General features: G+C 74.4%; 18 protein-coding genes. 6 read left to right on the top strand and 12 right to left on the bottom strand.

Features of this window, described 5'->3' with window-relative positions; all coding sequences use genetic code 11:
- Positions 1 to 48: 48 nt before the first annotated feature.
- From ACIG47_RS05340 to ACIG47_RS05325, 4 genes are all read right to left on the bottom strand, one after another.
- A complete protein-coding gene (locus ACIG47_RS05340) occupies positions 49 to 855 on the bottom strand; it encodes a carbohydrate ABC transporter permease (protein ID WP_397409767.1) in 807 nt (268 codons plus the stop codon).
- 13 nt (positions 856 to 868) lie between these two features.
- Positions 869 to 1,744, bottom strand: a complete 876-nt coding sequence (locus ACIG47_RS05335) for a carbohydrate ABC transporter permease (protein ID WP_397429925.1) — start codon at positions 1,742 to 1,744, stop codon at positions 869 to 871.
- Entirely contained in the window at positions 1,741 to 3,042 is a 1,302-nt protein-coding gene (locus ACIG47_RS05330) for an ABC transporter substrate-binding protein (RefSeq protein WP_397429924.1), read from the bottom strand. The genes ACIG47_RS05335 and ACIG47_RS05330 overlap by 4 nt, the downstream gene beginning before the upstream one ends.
- A 174-nt stretch (positions 3,043 to 3,216) precedes the next feature.
- A complete protein-coding gene (locus tag ACIG47_RS05325; protein WP_397429923.1) occupies positions 3,217 to 4,212 on the bottom strand; it encodes an ROK family protein in 996 nt (331 codons plus the stop codon).
- Positions 4,213 to 4,361: 149 nt separating this feature from the next.
- On the opposite strand from ACIG47_RS05325, the gene ACIG47_RS05320 reads away from it, so the two are divergent.
- Positions 4,362 to 6,122, top strand: a complete 1,761-nt coding sequence (locus tag ACIG47_RS05320) for a class I mannose-6-phosphate isomerase (RefSeq protein WP_397429922.1) — start codon at positions 4,362 to 4,364, stop codon at positions 6,120 to 6,122.
- Between the two features lie 2 nt (positions 6,123 to 6,124).
- Positions 6,125 to 7,384, top strand: a complete 1,260-nt coding sequence (gene manA / locus ACIG47_RS05315; protein ID WP_397429921.1) for a mannose-6-phosphate isomerase, class I — start codon at positions 6,125 to 6,127, stop codon at positions 7,382 to 7,384.
- A gap of 6 nt (positions 7,385 to 7,390) precedes the next feature.
- On the opposite strand, the gene ACIG47_RS05310 is transcribed toward manA, so the two are convergent.
- The 3 genes from ACIG47_RS05310 to ACIG47_RS05300 form a co-directional block, all read right to left on the bottom strand.
- Positions 7,391 to 8,254: an SDR family NAD(P)-dependent oxidoreductase gene (locus tag ACIG47_RS05310; RefSeq protein ID WP_397429920.1), complete on the bottom strand. Its 864-nt coding sequence runs from the start codon at positions 8,252 to 8,254 to the stop codon at positions 7,391 to 7,393.
- A 122-nt stretch (positions 8,255 to 8,376) separates the two neighbouring features.
- Positions 8,377 to 8,889 (bottom strand): MerR family transcriptional regulator, encoded by a 513-nt coding sequence (locus tag ACIG47_RS05305; RefSeq protein WP_397429919.1) that lies wholly within the window; start codon positions 8,887 to 8,889, stop codon positions 8,377 to 8,379.
- A 105-nt stretch (positions 8,890 to 8,994) separates the two neighbouring features.
- Positions 8,995 to 9,870, bottom strand: coding sequence for an SDR family NAD(P)-dependent oxidoreductase (locus tag ACIG47_RS05300; protein WP_397429918.1), 876 nt, complete (start codon positions 9,868 to 9,870; stop codon positions 8,995 to 8,997).
- Positions 9,871 to 10,047: 177 nt separating this feature from the next.
- On the opposite strand from ACIG47_RS05300, the gene ACIG47_RS05295 reads away from it, so the two are divergent.
- Positions 10,048 to 10,320: a hypothetical protein gene (locus tag ACIG47_RS05295; protein WP_397429917.1), complete on the top strand. Its 273-nt coding sequence runs from the start codon at positions 10,048 to 10,050 to the stop codon at positions 10,318 to 10,320.
- Positions 10,321 to 10,332: 12 nt separating this feature from the next.
- On the opposite strand, the gene ACIG47_RS05290 is transcribed toward ACIG47_RS05295, so the two are convergent.
- From ACIG47_RS05290 to ACIG47_RS05280, 3 genes are all read right to left on the bottom strand, one after another.
- A complete protein-coding gene (locus ACIG47_RS05290) occupies positions 10,333 to 10,926 on the bottom strand; it encodes a TetR/AcrR family transcriptional regulator (RefSeq protein ID WP_397429916.1) in 594 nt (197 codons plus the stop codon).
- Between the two features lie 92 nt (positions 10,927 to 11,018).
- Positions 11,019 to 11,381: a YciI family protein gene (locus ACIG47_RS05285; RefSeq protein ID WP_397409742.1), complete on the bottom strand. Its 363-nt coding sequence runs from the start codon at positions 11,379 to 11,381 to the stop codon at positions 11,019 to 11,021.
- Between the two features lie 67 nt (positions 11,382 to 11,448).
- Positions 11,449 to 11,811: a cupin domain-containing protein gene (locus ACIG47_RS05280; protein ID WP_397409740.1), complete on the bottom strand. Its 363-nt coding sequence runs from the start codon at positions 11,809 to 11,811 to the stop codon at positions 11,449 to 11,451.
- Positions 11,812 to 11,894: 83 nt separating this feature from the next.
- On the opposite strand from ACIG47_RS05280, the gene ACIG47_RS05275 reads away from it, so the two are divergent.
- Both ACIG47_RS05275 and ACIG47_RS05270 read left to right on the top strand, forming a co-directional pair.
- Complete coding sequence (locus tag ACIG47_RS05275; RefSeq protein ID WP_397429915.1) at positions 11,895 to 12,893, top strand: DUF5937 family protein; 999 nt, start codon at positions 11,895 to 11,897, stop codon at positions 12,891 to 12,893.
- Positions 12,894 to 12,968: 75 nt separating this feature from the next.
- Positions 12,969 to 13,697 (top strand): SDR family NAD(P)-dependent oxidoreductase, encoded by a 729-nt coding sequence (locus tag ACIG47_RS05270; protein ID WP_397429997.1) that lies wholly within the window; start codon positions 12,969 to 12,971, stop codon positions 13,695 to 13,697.
- A gap of 67 nt (positions 13,698 to 13,764) precedes the next feature.
- On the opposite strand, the gene ACIG47_RS05265 is transcribed toward ACIG47_RS05270, so the two are convergent.
- Positions 13,765 to 15,762 carry a BTAD domain-containing putative transcriptional regulator gene (locus ACIG47_RS05265; RefSeq protein WP_397429914.1) on the bottom strand — a complete coding sequence of 666 codons (1,998 nt, stop codon included), beginning with the start codon at positions 15,760 to 15,762 and terminating at the stop codon, positions 13,765 to 13,767.
- A 33-nt stretch (positions 15,763 to 15,795) separates the two neighbouring features.
- Here ACIG47_RS05265 and ACIG47_RS05260 point away from each other — a divergent pair, with 33 nt between their 5' ends.
- Complete coding sequence (locus ACIG47_RS05260; protein WP_397429913.1) at positions 15,796 to 16,707, top strand: alpha/beta fold hydrolase; 912 nt, start codon at positions 15,796 to 15,798, stop codon at positions 16,705 to 16,707.
- On the opposite strand, the gene ACIG47_RS05255 is transcribed toward ACIG47_RS05260, so the two are convergent.
- Positions 16,661 to 17,653: a DUF389 domain-containing protein gene (locus ACIG47_RS05255; RefSeq protein WP_397410661.1), complete on the bottom strand. Its 993-nt coding sequence runs from the start codon at positions 17,651 to 17,653 to the stop codon at positions 16,661 to 16,663. The two genes, ACIG47_RS05260 and ACIG47_RS05255, sit on opposite strands and share 47 nt — an antisense overlap.
- Between the last annotated feature and the right edge of the window lie 43 nt (positions 17,654 to 17,696).

The following is a 17,696-nucleotide window of genomic DNA, read 5'->3' as shown; positions in this document are numbered from 1 at the left end:
GGCACGTCGATACGGCACGTCGGGTACGGCAGGAGCGAAGGGGCGGGGCTACGGCGTGAGCCGCAGCGCGTTGACGAAGAACCGCTGGAACGAGAGGAACAGCACCACCGTGGGCACGGAGGCCACGAGGCCGGCGGCGAGGATGACCGGCGGGCCCAGGCCGGAGTACTGGCCGTTGAGCTCGGCCAGTGCCGCCATGAGCGGGCGCACGTTCGGGCTCGTGGACAGCGTGATGCCGAACAGCAGGTCGTTCCACGTGGCGAGGAACTGGAACAGGAACGCCGCGACCATGGCACCGCGCGCCAGCGGCAGGTGGATGCGCAGGAACATCGTGAACCAGCCGGCGCCGTCGAGCTGCGCGGCCTCCCGCATCTCCTTCGGCGCCGTGGTCAGGTAGTTGCGCACCACGAAGAACGCGAACGGCACCGCGAGCGCCGCGTAGATCAGCACCATGCCGTACTGCGTGTCGTACAGGGAGGTGGCGGCGTATGCGTTGAACAGCGGCGACAGGAAGACCTGCAGCGGCAGGAGCGTGCCGGCGTAGATGAGCCAGAACCAGAGCACCGGGCGGCGCACGGGCATGACCACCACGGCGAACGAGGCCAGGGCGGCCACCACCACGGCGATGAACGCCGAGCCGGCGGAGTACAGCAGGGTGTTCCACATCGCCTGGCCGATGTCGGCCGTGCGGAACGCCGTGGCGATGTTGTCCGCCAGGGCGAACGAGGTGAACCACCAGCGGGGTCCCACGTACTCGTCGGCCGCCGTGAAGGCGTTCACCACCACGAGATAGGTGGGCAGCAGCCACAGCAGTGCCACGGCCACCAGGAGCGCGTTGCGCAGACGTCGGGTCATCGCGGGCCTTCTCTCAGTCGTCGGAGCGCAGCTGGCGCCGCAGGTAGATCCAGGACGCGGCGAGCACGATCACGGTGAGCACCACCGCGACGGCGGCGCCGTAGCCGTACCGGCTCAGGGTGAAGGTCTGCCGGTACATCGTCAGCGCGAGCGTCTCCGAGGCGGTGCCCGGGCCGCCGCGGGTCAGCAGCCAGACGATGTCGAACGTCTTGAGGCTGCCGACCAGCGAGATGCCGATCACGACGATGCTGATCGGCCGGAGCTGCGGCAGGATCACGTCGCGCAGCAGCCGGAACCCGCCGGCGCCGTCGAGCCGGCCCGCCTCGATGGTCTCGGCGGGGATGGCCTGCAGACCCACCAGGAACAGGATCATGTTCGCGCCGGTGGCCTGCCACGTGGTGGCCAGGATCATCGCGACCGTGTTGGTGGGCCACTCCAGCAGCCACGGCTGCTCCAGCGCCGACAGGCCCAGCAGACCCAGGATCGCGTTGACCCCGCCGTCCGTCTGGAGCATGAAGTTCCACAGGATCGCGGTGACCGACCCCGACAGCGCGTAGGGCAGCACCACGGCGAACCGCGCGAACCGGCCCCAGCCCGAGCTGTTGGTCGCCACCGCGATGAGCAGGCCCAGCAGCACCGGCAGCAGCAGCGTGCCGAGGGTCCAGATGCCGGTGTTCAGCAGGGACCGCAGGAACGACTCGTCGGTGACCAGGGTCGCGTAGTTGTCCAGGCCCACCCAGGTGCGCGACAGGCCGTCGTCGCTGAAGAAGCTGCGGTACACGGTGAACAGGAACGGCAGCACGAGCAGGGCGCCGACCAGCGCCACGGCGGGCGCGATGAACAGGGCGGCGGGGCCACGGGTGGCCCACGGGGCGGCACGGTTGCTCACAGCGACCACATCTCCCACTCGACGTCGGCCCGTTCCTGCATGCGCGCCAGGGTGGTGCGGGCGCTCGCGGCGGAGGGGGCGGCCATGAACGCGCTGAGCTCCTGGACGTTGCCCTCGATGAGGGCGGGCGGGGAGGCCTCCCAGTAGCGCGTGGCCAGGACGGGATCGGCCTGCGCGACCTGGCGCGCCAGGTCACGCACGGGCTGGACCGGCGGCAGCGCCGCAGCGTTCGCGGACAGGTCGTTGAGGAAGTCCACCCACACCTGCTGGGCGTCCGTGCTGAGCCAGTCGCCGGCCACGGCCAGCGCCTCGGACCTCTTGTGGGCGTTCTCCGACACGGCCAGGGCCCCGCTCTCCGTGATGACGGCGGCCGGGGCGGCCGGGTCGACCTGCGGCAGCAGGAACAGCCCGAACGTCTCCTCGTCGAGCCCCGCCTGGGTGTAGCTGGCGGCCTGCCACGTGCCGTAGAGGTTCATGCCGACGGTGCCCTCCGCGAACCGGCCCGGCGCCTCCTGCACCGCGAAGTCGGGCGGGGAGAACAGGCCGCGGTCGTACAGGTCGGCCCAGAGCGCCATGGCCTCCTGCGCGGTGCCGTCGGTGTAGGAAGCCTCGCCCTCGGTCAGTGCCCGGTAGAAACCGGGGTCCAGGCCGTTGACGAGCTGCTGGAACCAGATGAGCGACTCCCAGGTGGTGGCGCCGCCGCTCCCGATGGGCACCACGCCGCCGTCGCGCAGGGCTTCCGCCGTGGCGACGAACTCGTCCCAGGTGCGGGGAACGGTCAGCCCGAGCCGTTCGAAGGCCGGCTTGCTGTAGAAGATCGCGTAGTACGACTGGTACAGCGGGATGGCGTAGGGACGGCCGTCGTGGCTGAAGCTCTCGCGGGCTGCCGGAGAGACCCAGCCCTGGCGCTCGGCGTCGTCCCAGATCGTCGACAGGTCGGCGAAGATGCCGGACCGGGCGATGTCGCGCAGGCGGTAGCCGTTCCACCACTTGACCAGGTCGGTGGTCGAGTCGGTGCGGGCCGACATGCGCACGAGCTGCTGGTACCCGCTCACGTCGGGCACCGCCCGCACGGAGACGCCGTGGCCGGTGCGGGACCGGAGCACCTTGCCGATGCTCTCGAAGCCGGGTGCCCAGGTGGGGTTGTCGTTGGTGAGCGTCACGTCCGTGCCGGACGCCGCCCGGGTCAGGGTGCCGCGCGCGCACGACGACAGCACGGCGGCGGCACCGAGACCCGCGCCCAGGCGCAGGACGGTCCGCCTGTCGACCATCGCTCGGGGCAGCGTCTTCGCTGGCATTCGGACCTCCTGGTCTCGTCGCCGGCTCCGGCGCCGGCGAGCATGATGTTCGGAATGGTATCGATACCAACACGGTCGGAGCAAGGCTCGCGGTGACACTCCCTGGTGAGGAATGGTGTTATCGCAGGCCAGAGCCCACAACACAGCGCCACTGGAGGGGGATCACTGGTATCGCTATCGCACGAGGCCGTCGACCGACCCCTCCGCGGCGGCTCGCGCCGCGACCAACGCACCCAGCAGGCTCGCCCTCTCCCGCGGCAGCATGCCCGCGCGCACGTCGGGCGGGCGCGCCATCGCCGCGGCGAGGCCCGCGACCAGGGGCGGGAACAGCAGGTCCGAGGAGGCCGCCATGGAACCGCCCACGACCAGCCGCTCGGGCGCGAACGCCGTCAGCCAGGGCGCCAGCGCGCCGGCCAGGGTACGCATGCCGCCCTCCAGCGCCCGGACGGCGGCGGCGTCTCCCGCCCGCGCGTGCCGGGCGATGTCCACCACGTCGACGTCCCGGCCCGTGCCCGCCCGGTAGGCGAGCCGCAGCGCCCGCCGCGAGACCACCTCCTCCAGGGGCCGGCCGGCCACCCGCACCACGTGGATGTTGCCGTCGGCCGGGACCAGCGGCCCCGTCGTGACACAGCGGCCCCGGTCGACGAACGCCGACCCGACGCCGGTCCCGAGCGTCACGGCCACGACGCGGGCGGCGCCCGACCCGGCCCCGGCAGCCCATTCGCCCAGGCCGAAGGCCTCCGCGTCGTTGACCAAGCGCACGGTCGCGGGCGCCCGGCCCCAACGCGCGGCGAGCTCGCCGCGCAGGTCGACGCCACGCAGCGCGGCGAACTTGTCGACGCCACGGAAGTCGCCGATGCCCCGCTCGTAGTCGAACGGCCCCGGGATGGCGACCGCCACCGGCCCCGTCACCGTCGCCGCACCGGCCGCCCACGTGCGGCGCACGCAGTCCGCCACGGCGTCGAGCACCTCGGCTGCGGGCGCGGCCGAGTCCAGCGGCACGCGATGCTCGTCGCGGACCCGCCAGCCGGCGTCCACGGTGGCGGCCGTGACGTGCGTACCGCCCACGTCCACGGCCGTGCCGAGCAGGTCCGCGCCGCCGTCCCGCCGGTCCGGCGGGACGGTTTCCGGCCGCAGCGGCGCCCGCGGCGTGGGCTCACGAGACGTCATCAGCTCCCTTCCCGGCGGCCGCCTCGGTGCGGCCCGCCCGTGCCTGGACGGCACGGATCGATGATGACATAGTCTTGGTATCGTTACCAGGACGAGCTTCCGAACCGGACCGCGCCGCCCTGGTTCGTCCGACCCGTAGAGAGGGCCACATGCGCATTCCCCCATCGGCCGCACCGCACCGCTACGACAAGGCGCCCGTGGTCCGGGTGCCCGGAACGCACCAGGCCTGGCGCGGCGACGGGGTCTGGGCGGCCCTGGCCGAGCACGCGGCCGGCGGCACGATCGTCGTCGACACCTATCCCGCGAGCGACGTCGACGCGTACGTCACGGAGATCGAGCGTGCCCTGCCCGCCGCGACGGTGCTCGACGTCGAGCGGGCCGCCGCGCGCAGCCCCGAGGACATCGAGGCGCTGATCGGCGACAACCTGACGGACGACCGCGTGTTCGGCGTCATGTCCCACCGCACCCTCGACGCGCTCTACGACCCCGCCCGCCTCGACGAGGTGGCCCGCCGGGTCGCCGACGCCGACGGGCAGGTGGTGCTGGTCGGCTGGGGCGCCTCGCTCGTCCCCGTGCCTGCGTCCACCCTCGTGCTGGCCGACCTCGCCCGCTGGGAGATCCAGCAGCGGTACCGGTCCGGCCTGCCCAACTGGCGCGCGGCGAACGGGTCCGACGACGCGCTGCGCAAGTTCAAGCGGGGGTACTTCGTCGAGTGGCGGCTCGCCGACCGGCACAAGCGAGAGCTCTTCGACCGCATCGACTTCCTGCTGGACGCCAACGGCTCCGTCGCCGACGCGAAGCTCGTCACCGGTGACGCCTTCCGCGCCGGGCTGGCCGCGGCGACCGCCGGTCCCTTCCGGGTGGTGCCGTTCTTCGACCCCGGCGTCTGGGGCGGTCAGTGGATGAAGGACGTGTGCGACCTGGACCCGGCCCAGGAGAACTACGCGTGGTGCTTCGACTGCGTGCCGGAGGAGAACAGCCTGCTGCTGGCCGTGGGCGACGAGGTGGTCGAGATCCCGGCCATGGACGCCGTGCTGGCCCGGCCCGTGGAGCTGCTCGGTGAGCGGACCTTCGCCCGGTTCGGCGCGGAGTTCCCCATCCGGTTCGACTTCCTGGACACCATGGAGGGCGGCAACCTCTCCCTCCAGGTGCACCCGCTGACCGACTACATCCAGCGCACCTTCGGCATGCACTACACGCAGGACGAGAGCTACTACCTGCTGGACGCCGCCGACGACGCCGTCGTCTACCTGGGCATGAAGACGGGGACCGACCCCGAGGCGATGGCCGCGGACCTGCGCAGCGCCCGGTCCGGCGAGGTGGACTTCCCCGTCGAGAAGTACGTCAACTCGTTCCCCGCGAAGAAGCACGACCACTTCCTGATCCCCGCGGGGACCGTCCACTGCTCGGGTGCCGACTCGATGGTGCTGGAGATCTCCGCCACCCCCTACATCTTCACCTTCAAGATGTGGGACTGGGGCCGCGTCGGGCTCGACGGCGTGCCCCGGCCCATCCACCTGGACCACGCCCTGGCCAACGTCCAGTGGGACCGGGACACCGAGTGGACCGCCGAGCACCTCGTGGACCGGGTGGAGACCGTCGCGGAGGGGGACGGCTGGCGCGAGGAGCGCACCGGGCTGCACGAGCTCGAGTTCATCGAGGTGCGCCGCCACTGGTTCACGGGCCCGGTGGACCACGACACCGGCGGCACGGTCAACGTGCTCAACCTGGTCGAGGGGTCCGAGGCCGTCGTCGAGAGCCCGGACGGGGCGTTCGAGCCGTTCGTGGTCCACTACGCCGAGACCTTCATCGTGCCCGCCGCCGCGGGCCGCTACCGCGTCCGGCCCCTGGGCGACGAACCCCGGCACGCCACCGTCAAGGCCTTCGTGCGCGGCACGGAGACGAGGTAACGGTGCTGCTGCGGGTCACCAACACGCCGCGCGACTACGCGTGGGGGTCGCGGACCGCGATCGCCCGGCTCATCGGCCGCACCCCCAGCGGGCGGCCCGAGGCCGAGCTCTGGCTGGGGGCGCACCCGCTGTGCCCCAGCCGCGTCGTCGACCCGGACCGGGCGGGCGGCCACGCGACCCTCGACGCCTGGATCGCCGCCGACCCGGCCCGTGCCCTGGGCGCGGACCGGGCGTCGGACGACCTGCCGTTCCTGCTCAAGGTCGTGGCGGCCGAGGCTCCGTTGTCGATCCAGGTGCACCCCGACGCCGTCCGCGCCCGTCAGGGGTACGACGACGAGAACCGCCGCGGCGTGCCCCTGACGAGCCCCGCCCGCGTGTACCGGGACGCCCGGCACAAGCCGGAGCTGGCCCTGGCCCTGGACGGCCCGTTCGACGCGCTGGTGGGCTTCCGGCCGCTCGGCGCCACCCGGCGGCTCGTGGCGGAGCTGGCCGGGACGGCGCAGGAGCACGGGCTGGCGGGCGCGGACCGGCTCGCCCGCCTCCTGGACACGCTCAGGCCGGGCGCCGACGCCGGCCCGGAGCCGGTGCTGCGCCGCCTGGTCGGCGAGTTCCTGTCGGGCGCCGGGGCGGCGGACGACCTGGTGCACGCGGTGACGGAGGCTGCCCGCAAGGCACCCTGCGGGCGCGGGCTCGACGCCGAGCTCGGCACCCTCGCGGAGCTTGCGGCCGGACGGCCGAGCGACCCGGGGATCCTCGTCGCGCTGCTGCTGAACCGCGTGACGCTGCAGCCCGGCGAAGCCGTCTACCTGCCGCCGGGCACCGTGCACGCCTACCTGCGGGGCGTCGCGGTCGAGGTCATGGCGGCGTCGGACAACGTGGTGCGGGCCGGCCTCACCGACAAGCACGTCGACGGGCGCGAGCTGCAGCGCCTGGCGGCGTTCCAGGTCACCGAGGAGCCGCGGGTCACCCCCGTCCGGGCGGCAGCCGGGGCGGAACTCTTCGACGCGGGCCTGCCCGACTTCGCACTGACCGTGGTGACGGCGCCCGGCACCACCACCCTCGACCTGCCAGGCCCTGCGATCGCGCTGGCGGTGGAGGGCGTGGTCCGGGTCACCGGAGAGGTCACCGGGGAACGGGACGGCGCGGCGCTGCACGCGGGCGAGTCGGTGTTCGTCACCCCCGACGAGCGTGCCCTCACGGTGACGGGGCAGGGGCGGCTGGTCCTGGCCGGCACCGGCCTCGGGTCCGGGCCCGAGCAGTAGGGCGGATCACACCCCGGCACCCTGCGCGCGGTGCGCCAGGTGCTCCCCTGCGGACCACTCGGCGAGCCGTCGCTCGTAGATGCCGCGAACCGTCGCGGGTGCAGCCGCACCGAACAGCACGCGCAGCGGCGGCTCCGGAGAATCGACCACGTCGAGCAGTACTCGGGCGGCGGCCGCGGGGTCGCCGGGCGCACTGGCCCCGCGGCGGGCCGCGGCCTGTGCACGCATGGGGTCGTAAGCGACATCCTGCGTGCTCCGGCGCGCGGAGGAGCCGGCCCAGTCGGTGGCGAACCCGGCGGGCTCGACGATCGTGACCCGGATCCCGAACGGGCTCACCTCGGCGGCGAGCGACTCGCTCATCGCCTCCAGTGCCCACTTGGACGCGTGATAGGCACCGAGGTTCGTGAACGCCCCCACTCCTCCGATCGTGGACACCTGGACCAGGTGTCCGGTGCCTCGGGCGCGCATACCGGGCAGCACGGCACGTACCACGCGGTGCGGTCCGAACAGGTTGGTCTCGAGCTGGTCGCGCAGCTCGGCGTCGGTGACCTCCTCGACGGCACCGAAGTGCCCGTAGCCGGCGTTGTTCACGACGATGTCGAGCCCGCCCGACCATTCCTCGGCCTCCGCCACCCGGGAGGCCACGGCGGCCGGGTCGGTCACGTCGAGCCGCAGCGGCAGCAGGGCAGGGTGGTCGGCCGCGAGATCGGCAAGGGCGGCGACGTCGCGCGCCGTCGCCGCCACCCGGTCGCCGCGGGCCAGCGCAGCCTCGGCGAAAGCCCGCCCGAAGCCACGCGATGCGCCCGTGATGAGCCAGGTCCGTCCGCCCTCGTGGGTTCGCGGTGTCGTGTTGAGGTCGTCGTCGGTCATGCCCTCAGCCTGCTCGGGTACCTCCGCCGCAGGAAGGCAGACCTGTTCCTGGGTGCAGCGCACCCAGGACCCGGCTCGCACACCGGGCGGAGGGCTGGGCCGGGCCTCCTCGTCACCGCGGATCAGGGAGCGGGACCGCGGACTGGCGGGGGCCTGTCCGCGGACAGCACCTCCGGCCCCGTCGCCCCGCCGTAGGTGGCGATCTTGTGCTCAGTGGCCACCAGCGCGAGCGTCAGCTCCCGGATCCGGCGGCGGATCGTGTCACGGTGCTCCACCAGCAGGTCCAGACGCTCGGGCTCGGTCTGCCGCCCGGCGTCCACCAGCGCGACGTAGTGCTGCAGGGCGCGCATCGGCATGCCCGACAGCCGCATCCTGGTGACGAACACGAGACGGCGCAGCGCCGCGGCGTCGTACACCCGGTGGCCGGCGGCGTCTCGGTCCACCTCGACCAGACCCGCGCCCTCGTAGTAGCGCAGCGTGTGCGGCGAGACGTCGAGGTGGGCGGCGGCCTCCGCGATCGCCATGGGGCCGGTCGCCTCGTCGAGGTCGGCCAGGGCGTGGATCGCCTCGACCGACGGGGCGCCGTCCTCGCCCAGGGCGGCGAGCGCCCGCGCCATCAGGTCGTCCGTCGCCATGCCGGACGCCGGGCGAGCAGCCGTTCCGGAGCCCGTGCGAGACGCCGTGCCGTGAGCCGTACCCGAAGTCATCCCCGAAGCCGTGCCGGAAGCCATTCCCGAAGCCTAGGCGCCGGCCCGGAAGGCGCGGACGGCCGGGGGCAGGCCCGGGAAGTCGGCGGACTCGCTCGCGTGCGCCCACGTCTCCACCTCGTCGAGCGCCGCGGCGTACGTGCGGCGCAGGTTGCGCACGGCCTCGGCGCCCAGCGGCAGGCGCAGCGGGGCATCGTCCGCGCCGAGCACGGCGCGGACCACCGCGGCGGCCCGGGCCGGGTCGCCCTCCTGGACGCCGTCGGCATCGGCCAGGTCGGCGCGGACGGCCCCGGTCACGGCGTCGTACGAGGCGTCGGGCTCCGCCGTGCGGAGCTCGGCGTTGAACGCGGTGCGGAAGCGGCTGGGCTCCACGATCAGCACCCGGACGCCGAACGGCGCGACCTCGCCCGCGAGGGCCTCCGACCAGCCCTCGAGCGCGAACTTGCCCGCGGAGTAGCTGCCCACGGCGGGGAACGACAGGCGCCCGCCCTGGCTGCTCATCTGCACGATCGCCCCGTCCCCGCGCTCCCGCATGCCCGGCAGCACCGCGCGGACGTAGGCGGCAGGGCCGAACAGGTGCTGGTCGATCATGTCGCGCAGCTGGGCGTCGGTAATCTCCTCGGCGGCGCCGACCTGTCCGCCACCGGCGTTGTTCACGAGCACGTCGATGTGCCCGAACGCCACCAGCGCCCGATCGACGACGCCGGCGGCCGCGCCCGTGTCCCGCACGTCGTGCTCCACGGCGAGCAGCCGGTCGCCGTACCGCGCCCGGAGCGTGCCGAACCGGTCGGCGCGGCGGGCGGTGCCGACCACGCGCTCGCCGGCGCGCAGCGCCGCCTCCGCCAGGGCCAGGCCGAGGCCCGAGGTCGCGCCGGTGATGAGCCAGGTTCTGCTGGTGTTCGTCGTCATGCCGGCGACGCTACGGATTCGAGCGCGCTCGAAGCCAAGCCGAGCAGCGGGTGTCGTTGGGCCCGCGGAGACCGGGCCTTTGGTCCCTGGTCGGACAGCGGGTACGCCGACGACGCTGGTTCGGTGCTCACCGCGGACCGCGGTGACGACCGGGACCAGGTTCGACAGGAGCAGGGCATGAACAGGATGTGGCGGGTCACCATCGACCTCCTCGATGCCGACGGCCGCCGCCGGGACGCCTCGCACACGATGACGGGCGCCGCATGGACAGCACCGAGGCAACCATGGCTGGACGGCTTCCGGCACGACCGGCGCGGAGACGAGTCCGCCGCGCACCGGATCAGCGAGGAGCTGGCGAACGCGAGAACGCTGGCCGACCAGCTGGCCCGCCGCCTGGAGCGGGCGGCCACCCGTTCGCGCGCGCGCCGCCAGGCACCCGAGGGCCTCTGACCTCGTTCGCCCTCAGACCGAGGTGAGCCCTCGTCCGAACAGGTCGGCGAGCATCGCCGCGTACGCGTCCGCGTCGAGGTCCGGGTCGTCGTGCATCGCCTGCTGGTAGCCCTCCACCGCGCAGAGGATCGTGTGCGCGGTCCACTCCACCGGCACCGGCCGGAACACGCCCGACTCGCGGCCGGCGCGGAGCACGCCGAGCAGGGGGTCGCGCAGCAGGCCCTCGTCGAAGGCGGCCGGTTCCCCCGGCCGCTTCCAGCCCGCGGACAGCCGCCACAGCGCGTCGACCTCGTCGCGGTGCGTGTCCTGCCAGCGCACGAACGCGGTGAGGTAGGCGTTCAGCCCCTCGGCGGGCCCGTCCGCCTGCGCGACGGCGCCCTCGACGGCGGCCACGCAGTCGCCCAGGGCCGCGTCGCTGAGCACCGTGAGCAGCTCGTCCTTGTCCGCGAAGTGGTAGCTGATCATCCCGGCGCTGGACAGGCCCGCCTCCGCGGCGATGCGGCCGAAGGAGGCCTTGGACAGTCCCTCGCGCGCGATCACCCGGACCGCGGCCTCGACGATCTGGGCGCGGCGGGCGGTGGTGGTGAAGGACGGGCCGGTGCGCATGACTAGATCTAAGCACCGGGACGCACGGGCGCGGCGGCCCCGGCGTCGTCCGCCGGGGCCGCCGCGGCCTACCGCGCTGCCTGGTGAGCGGTCTACTGGAGGCCGCGCACCTCGATCCGGGACTGGAGCGCGGCCGAGGCCCGCTCGGCCCAGCCGACCGCCGCCTCCTCGTCCGCCACGTCGATGATCCAGAACCCGCCGACGTACTGCGTGGCGTCCACGAACGGGGCGGCGACGCGCGTGGTCTCCTCGCCGGTGGCGTCGACGGTGATCGCCGTGGAGGGCGGCAGCAGGCCGCCCGCCGACACGAACGCACCCGACTCGTTGAGCGCGGTGTTGAAGCCCTCGACGGCGGCCATCACCGCCTCGAGCTCCGCGGGATCCATCTCCTGCATCGACTCCATCGTCGGTTCGTCGGCCGTGTCGTGCGGGACGGTCAGGAAATACTGGGCCATGGTCGTGCCTTTCTGTCTGGTTGAGCTGAAGTTAGGTCACCTGAGCAAACCGAGCAAGGAAAGCAGCTCAGTCCTCGGGGGCGAATTCCTGGATCATCACCGCTGACGCGTGGATGCAGACGATCCGGAGCGTCCCGGTGCCCGTGTTGGTGAAGCGGTGCCACGTGTCGGCCGGGGCGACGGCGGTGTCGCCCGCGCGGGCGACGAACGTGCGGTCGCCGACCACGATGGTCGCCTCGCCCTCCAGCACCGACCAGGTCTCGTCGTACGGGTGGCGGTGCAGGGCCGGGCCCTGCCCGGGGTCGGACGTGACGAGGAAGAACGACACGTTCGACCCGTGCGCGGCCCCCTCGAAGCGGAGGGTGCGGCTCTCCCCGATCCGGATCGCGTCGGCGGGGATCGGGGCGGGGACGGGAGCGGTGGTGGTCATGGTCTGGTCCTCTCTGCGGAGCGGGTGGTGCGCTGATGTGCCCACCCTCCGTCGTGCCGCGCACCGCTCGCTACGCTTTCGACGTGGATCGAAAGTTCGTGGAGTTCCGCCTCGGATCGAGCGACATCTCGGCCGTCCGGTTCGGCATCTCCCCCGGGCACGAGCTGGTGCACGCCCTGCGCACCATCCTTCGCCCGCAGGGCTCGCCGCTGCACTGGGGGTGGTTCCGCGACCTGCGCGCCAAGCCGGCCGGCGAGTCGTTCCGCCTGATGGCCGTGATCTGCGGGGTGGACGGCTACATGCCCGACTTCCTCACCGCCACGCCGTCGGGCGACATGACGCCCGAGGAGGAGGCCGAGCGGCTGCGGCACGTGCCCGACGAACGGCTCACGTTCGACCTGGGGAAGATGGTGCTCCGTTCCACCGGTGCCCGTCAGCAGGAGATCCGCGAGCTCATCGCGGCGCCCGCCCGCGCCCGGGCGATGATCGTCGAGGCGTGGCAGGAGGTGTGGGACGCGCTGCTCGCCCCCGTCTGGCCGCAGATGCTGCACCTGCTCCGGGCCGACATCGCGGTCCGCGCCCGGCGCAGCAGCGAGAACGGGCTCGCCGACATGGCAAGCACCCTGCACTCCACGGTGACCTGGGCCGACGAGATCGTCCGGGTGCAGATGCGCAAGCACGAGGAGGTGGTCGACTGCGGCGGCACCGGCCTGGTGCTGGTCCCCTCGGTCATGATGAACGCCCGCGGCTGCGCCGTGCTCACCGAACGCCCCGCGCAGCCCACGATCTTCTACCCCGCCCACGGGGTGTCCGAGACCTGGCACCGCGGCCAGGCCGACGCCGAGGCCGCCCTCACCGCGCTGCTCGGCGCGGCCCGCGCCCGCCTCGTGCTGGAGCTCCAGCAGCCGCTGTCGACGTCCGAGTGCGCCGCCCTGACCGACCTCGCGGTGTCCACCGCGTCCCACCACCTCACCGTGCTGCGCGACGCCGGCCTGATCGACAGCCGCCGCAGCGGCGTCCGCGTGCTGCACACCCGCACGCCCCTGGGCGAGGCGCTGGCGGGAACCTCCGGCACACCCTGACGGCCGGGCCGGCCGGCCCGGTTCGCCCGGGCAGGCTTCACCGTGCGGCCTAGGATCAGGAGCATGACCGATGCGATCCACCGGATCCTCGTCACAGGGTCCGCCGACGGACTGGGCCGTCTCGCGGCCGAGGCGCTCCTGGACCAGGGGTACGAGGTGGTGGTGCACGCGCGGAACCCCGGCCGGGTCGAGGCCCTGCGCCCGCTCCTCGACCGGGGCGCCGACCTGGTGGTGACCGACCTCGCCGAGCGCGACGCCGTCCGCGACCTCGCCGCCACGCTGGCCGGCGGCGCCCCGCTCGACGCCGTGATCCACAACGCCGGGGTGTGGAGCGGCCGGGCCGTCATGCCGGTCAACATCGTGGCCCCGTACCTGCTCACCGCTCTGCTGCCCGGCCCGCGCCGCCTGGTCTACCTGAGCAGCGGCTCGCACTTCACCGGGCGCCCTGAGCTCGACGGCATCGACTGGCAGGGCCGCACCCCCGGCTCGTACGGCGACAGCAAGCTGTTCGTCACGGCCCTGGCGGCCGCCGTCGCCCGGCTGCGGCCCGGTGTGCCGAGCAACGCCGTGGACCCCGGGTGGGTACCCACCCGGATGGGCGGGGCGGGCGCCCCCGACGACCTCGAGCTGGGCCACCGCACGCAGGAGTGGCTGGCCACCAGCGACGACGCGGAGGCGCTGACGACCGGCGGCTACTGGTACCACCAGGAGCGCGAGGAGCCGCACCCGGCGGTCCCCGACGTCGCGTTCCAGGACCGGCTCCTGGCGGCGCTGGCCCGCGAGACCGGGACGCCGCTCGGCTGACGCCCCGGCCCGTGCGTGACGGCAGGTCCGCCGCGCCGGACGGCGGCGGCCGGGAGGAAGCCCGCCGTCACCCGGCGAGGAACCGTGCCAGCACGTCCAGGTGGTCCCTGACGGGGCCGGCCGTGAGGACGCCGCTGCCCGCCGCCACCTCGGCGGCGGCCGGGAGCAGGGCGGCGTGGGCGCGTTCGGCGACCCGCCGGTCACCCACCGCGACGGCCGCCCGGCCGGCCAGCACCCACAGCGTCTCGGCGAGCAGCCCGGGCGGCGGGTCCGGGAGCCGGCGGACGGCGACCGCCGCGTCCGCACCGCGCGCGAGCAGGAGGTGGGGTTCGGCCCAGGGGGCGTAGGGGCCCCACGTGTCGCCGGCGGCGCGACCGCCCGGGTCGTCCCCCGCGGCCGTTCCCGGCCCGGCGCCGGTCGGCATTCGGGCCGGCAGGCCGCGGCCCACCCGCAGCGCGAGCAGCGAGAGCGGCAGCAGGCCGTCGGCGAGCCCGGGCATGCCGGAGCCGTCGAGGGTCGCGGCGGCGTCGCGGTAGGCCCGGTCCGCGACGTCGACGGGTGCCCCGGTGGCCGCCGTCCGCAGCGCGGCGAACCAGCGGGTGAACACCTCGACCAGCGGCCGCTCGTGGCGCCGGCCCAGCGCGGCGACGTCCTCCGCGTGGCGCCCGGCCGCCTCCCACCGCCCGAGCGCCGACAGCGCCTGGAGCCGGACCAGGTGCCCGAGGATCTCGAACGTGGTCAGGCCGTGCCGCGCCGCCAGGGACACCAGCTCGGCGCCGATCTCGTCGCGCTCGGCCGCCAGGCCGGTCCGCTCGAACCGGGTCAGGTACCGGCCCGCCAGCGCGAACGCGAGCACGCCGGGGTCGCCGGCCCGCCGCGCCAGCTCCTCCGCGCGGCGGGCGGCCTCGGGTCCACGGGGCCCGGGCAGACCGCGCGACTCGACCGCAACCGTCGCCAGCAGCCGTGCGCGGACGGCGTCGGGCGCGTCCTGCGGCAGGGCCGTGAGGGCACGCTCCGCCGCGGCGACCAGCTCGGCGGCGAGGCCGGCGTCGTCCGACCGGGTCCAGGCGCCGGGGACGTCGAACGCACCGATCACCCGGGCGGTGAGCTCGGGGTCGCCGAGCTGTTCGGCCGCGTGGACCGCCGCGACCCGCTGCGCGCGAGCCGCGGCCAGACCCTCACCACCGGCCAGGGCGAGGGTGCGCAGGAGGGTGGCCGTGGACTCCAGCCGCGTGCGGGCACCGGCCGCCACCACGCGGTCGTAGGCCGCGGTGGTGTCCCGCCAGACGTCGTCCCCCGCCGCCGGCGGCCCCGCCCCCGCGTCGTGCCGGAGCACCGCGGACTCCAGCGCCGCGAGCCGCGGGCCGGGGTCCACGCCGAGCTCACCCACCAGCAGGGAACGGGCACGGCGCAGCACCGCGAGCGCGTCCGCCTGCCGCCCCGACCGGTACAGCGCCAGCGCGAGCAGGCGCCACCCCTCCTCGCGCCAGGGATGCTCGGACACGTGCGCGTCCAGCCCCGGTACGACGTCGGCCACCTCCCCCAGGGCGATGCGCGCCTCGGCCCGCCGTTCGACGGCGACCAGGCGGAGCCCGGCCAGCCGCGCGCGCTCGGCCACGGCCCAGGGCTCGTCCAGGCCGGCGTAAGCGGTGCCGCGCCAGGCGTCGAGGGCCTGGTCGAGCGCGGCGCGCGCCGTCGCGGGCGGCTGGTCGCGCGCACCGCTCACCGCCGCCTCGAACGACCACGCGTCGACGGCCACGGCGCGCAGCGCGTACCCCGGGCCGTCGGTCACCAGCAGGCGGGCCGGGGTGCGCGCCGGCCGGTCCGGCTCGATCCCGCGGCGCAGTGCGGCCACGAAGGTGCGCAGCGCGGCGAGCGCCCCCGGGGAGGGGTCCGGCCACAGGTCCTCGACCAGCCGGCCGGCCGTGACCACGCGACCGCGCGCCACGACCAGGCGCGCGAGCACCGCCCGTTGCCGGGGGCCGCCCAGCACGGCCTCGGCCCCGCCCACCCAGGCGGTCACCGGGCCGAGCACGCCGATCCGGACGTCCGTACCGTCACTCATCATCTGCTCATCCACGTCCGGGAGATTCGGGGCATGACACCGAGAATCCCTGAGTTCGACTACCAGCGCGTCGCCGTGGGCGACATCGTCCTCAACGTAGCCGCCGGCGGCTCCGGCAGCCCGGTCGTGCTGCTGCACGGCTTTCCGCAGACCCACCTCATGTGGCGGCACGTCGCCACGGACCTCGCCCGCGACCACCGGGTGATCGTGCCCGACCTGCGCGGGTACGGCGCGAGCGACAAGCCCGCCGAGCACGACCGGACCACCTACGCGAAGCGCACCATGGCCCAGGACGTGGTGGACCTGGCACGAGCGCTCGGGCACGAGACGTTCGCGCTGGCCGGTCACGACCGGGGCGCGCTCGTCGCGGTCCGGGCCGGTCTGGACCACCCCGGCCGCGTCACCCACCTGGCCGTGCTCGACGTGCTGCCCACCCTGGACATGTGGGACGTGCTGCGCGGCGCGGACGCCGCCGTCGCGTTCCACCTGTACCTGATGGCGCAGCCGCCTGGCCTGCCCGAGCGGATGATCGCCGCCGCGGCCGACGACTTCTTCGGCTTCTTCCTCGACGCGTGGGGCACCGGGCCCGACGCGATCCCGGCCGACGTACGGTCCGAGTACCTGCGTGCCTCCCGTGCGGCGGTGCCCTCGATCGTGGCGGACTACCGGGCGTCGGCGGGGATCGACGTCGAGCACGACCGGGACGACCGGGCTGCCGGACGGCGGCTGACCATGCCGGTCACCGTGCTCCAGCAGGACTGGGGCGCCGCGCTCGGGTACGACGCGGCCGGCCTGTGGTCGGCGTGGGCCACGGACCTGGAGCACCGCACCCTGGACGCGGGCCACTTCATGGCCGAGCAGTCACCGCACGAGGTGGTGGCCGCGCTGCGCGCGCTCCTCACCCGTCGGCAGGACCGCGCGCAGGCCGGCCGGCAGAACCGGTAGCGGTGACCGGCCGCTCGACCTGCCACCGTGGCCGCAGGTGCCACCACGTCCGCTGGATCACGAGGCACACGACCGCGCCCGCCACGATCATGGCGACGTTGATGGCGAACTGGGCCAGGGACCCCGTGGCCTCCTCACCGACGCCGTAGGCGAGGGCCACGGCCGCGTTGCCGACAGCCGGCACCGTGGTCACCGAGATCAGGACTCCCACGAGCACGCCGGCCCGGCCGGTGGTCAGCGAGATCATGCCGGCCGCGCCGGCGAGGGCGCCCACCACCCAGCTCAGGGCGTCGGGCGCCCAGATGAACGAGGTCTGCGGGCGGTCGGCCAGGAGCGTCGACTGGTCGGCCAGCCCCCAGGCCTGCAGCAGCAGCGCCATGCCGACGGACGCCACGAACCCGGCCGCGAACCCCGCGCCGAGCGTCGCCACGGCCCGTCCGACGGTCCGCCAGCGCCGGCCGACGAGGGCCACGGAGATCGCGGCGAGCGGGCCGAAGTCGGGGCCGGTCACCATGGCGCCCACGATCAGGATCGGCTGGTCGAACAGCACGCCGATCATGCCGATCGTGGTGGCCAGGGCCATGAGCGCGAGGTAGCCGAGCGAGGCCCGGGACTCGGACTCCGTCCGGTCCACGACCTCGGGCCACACGAGCGCGTCCTCCGAGAGCCCCGGCGTCACGGCCTCCGCACGCGTGGCGTGGTGCGACAGGGACGTGTCGACGGTCTCCACGGCGACGGACCCGTCGCGGTGCAGGCCCATGTCGGTCAGGCGGTCCAGGACGGGGCTCAGCCCCTCGCGGGCGACGTCGGCCATGACCACGTCCCCCGGCGGGTCCACGGCGCAGTCGGGGAGCACGACGACGTTGGTGGTGGCGGGGTCGGAGCGCAACAGGTCCACCACGTCCGCCGTGGTGCCGGAGGGACTGACCACACGCAGGTGCTGCATCACGCGGTCACGGTACCGGCATCCGGTGCCGCCGGAGGCGCGT

Origin of the sequence: Promicromonospora sp. NPDC052451 (genome assembly GCF_044547525.1) — a bacterium.
Classification (GTDB): domain Bacteria; phylum Actinomycetota; class Actinomycetes; order Actinomycetales; family Cellulomonadaceae; genus Promicromonospora.
The sequence above is the reverse complement of the archived record's forward strand: the minus strand, read 5'-3'. Positions and strand labels throughout refer to the sequence as shown.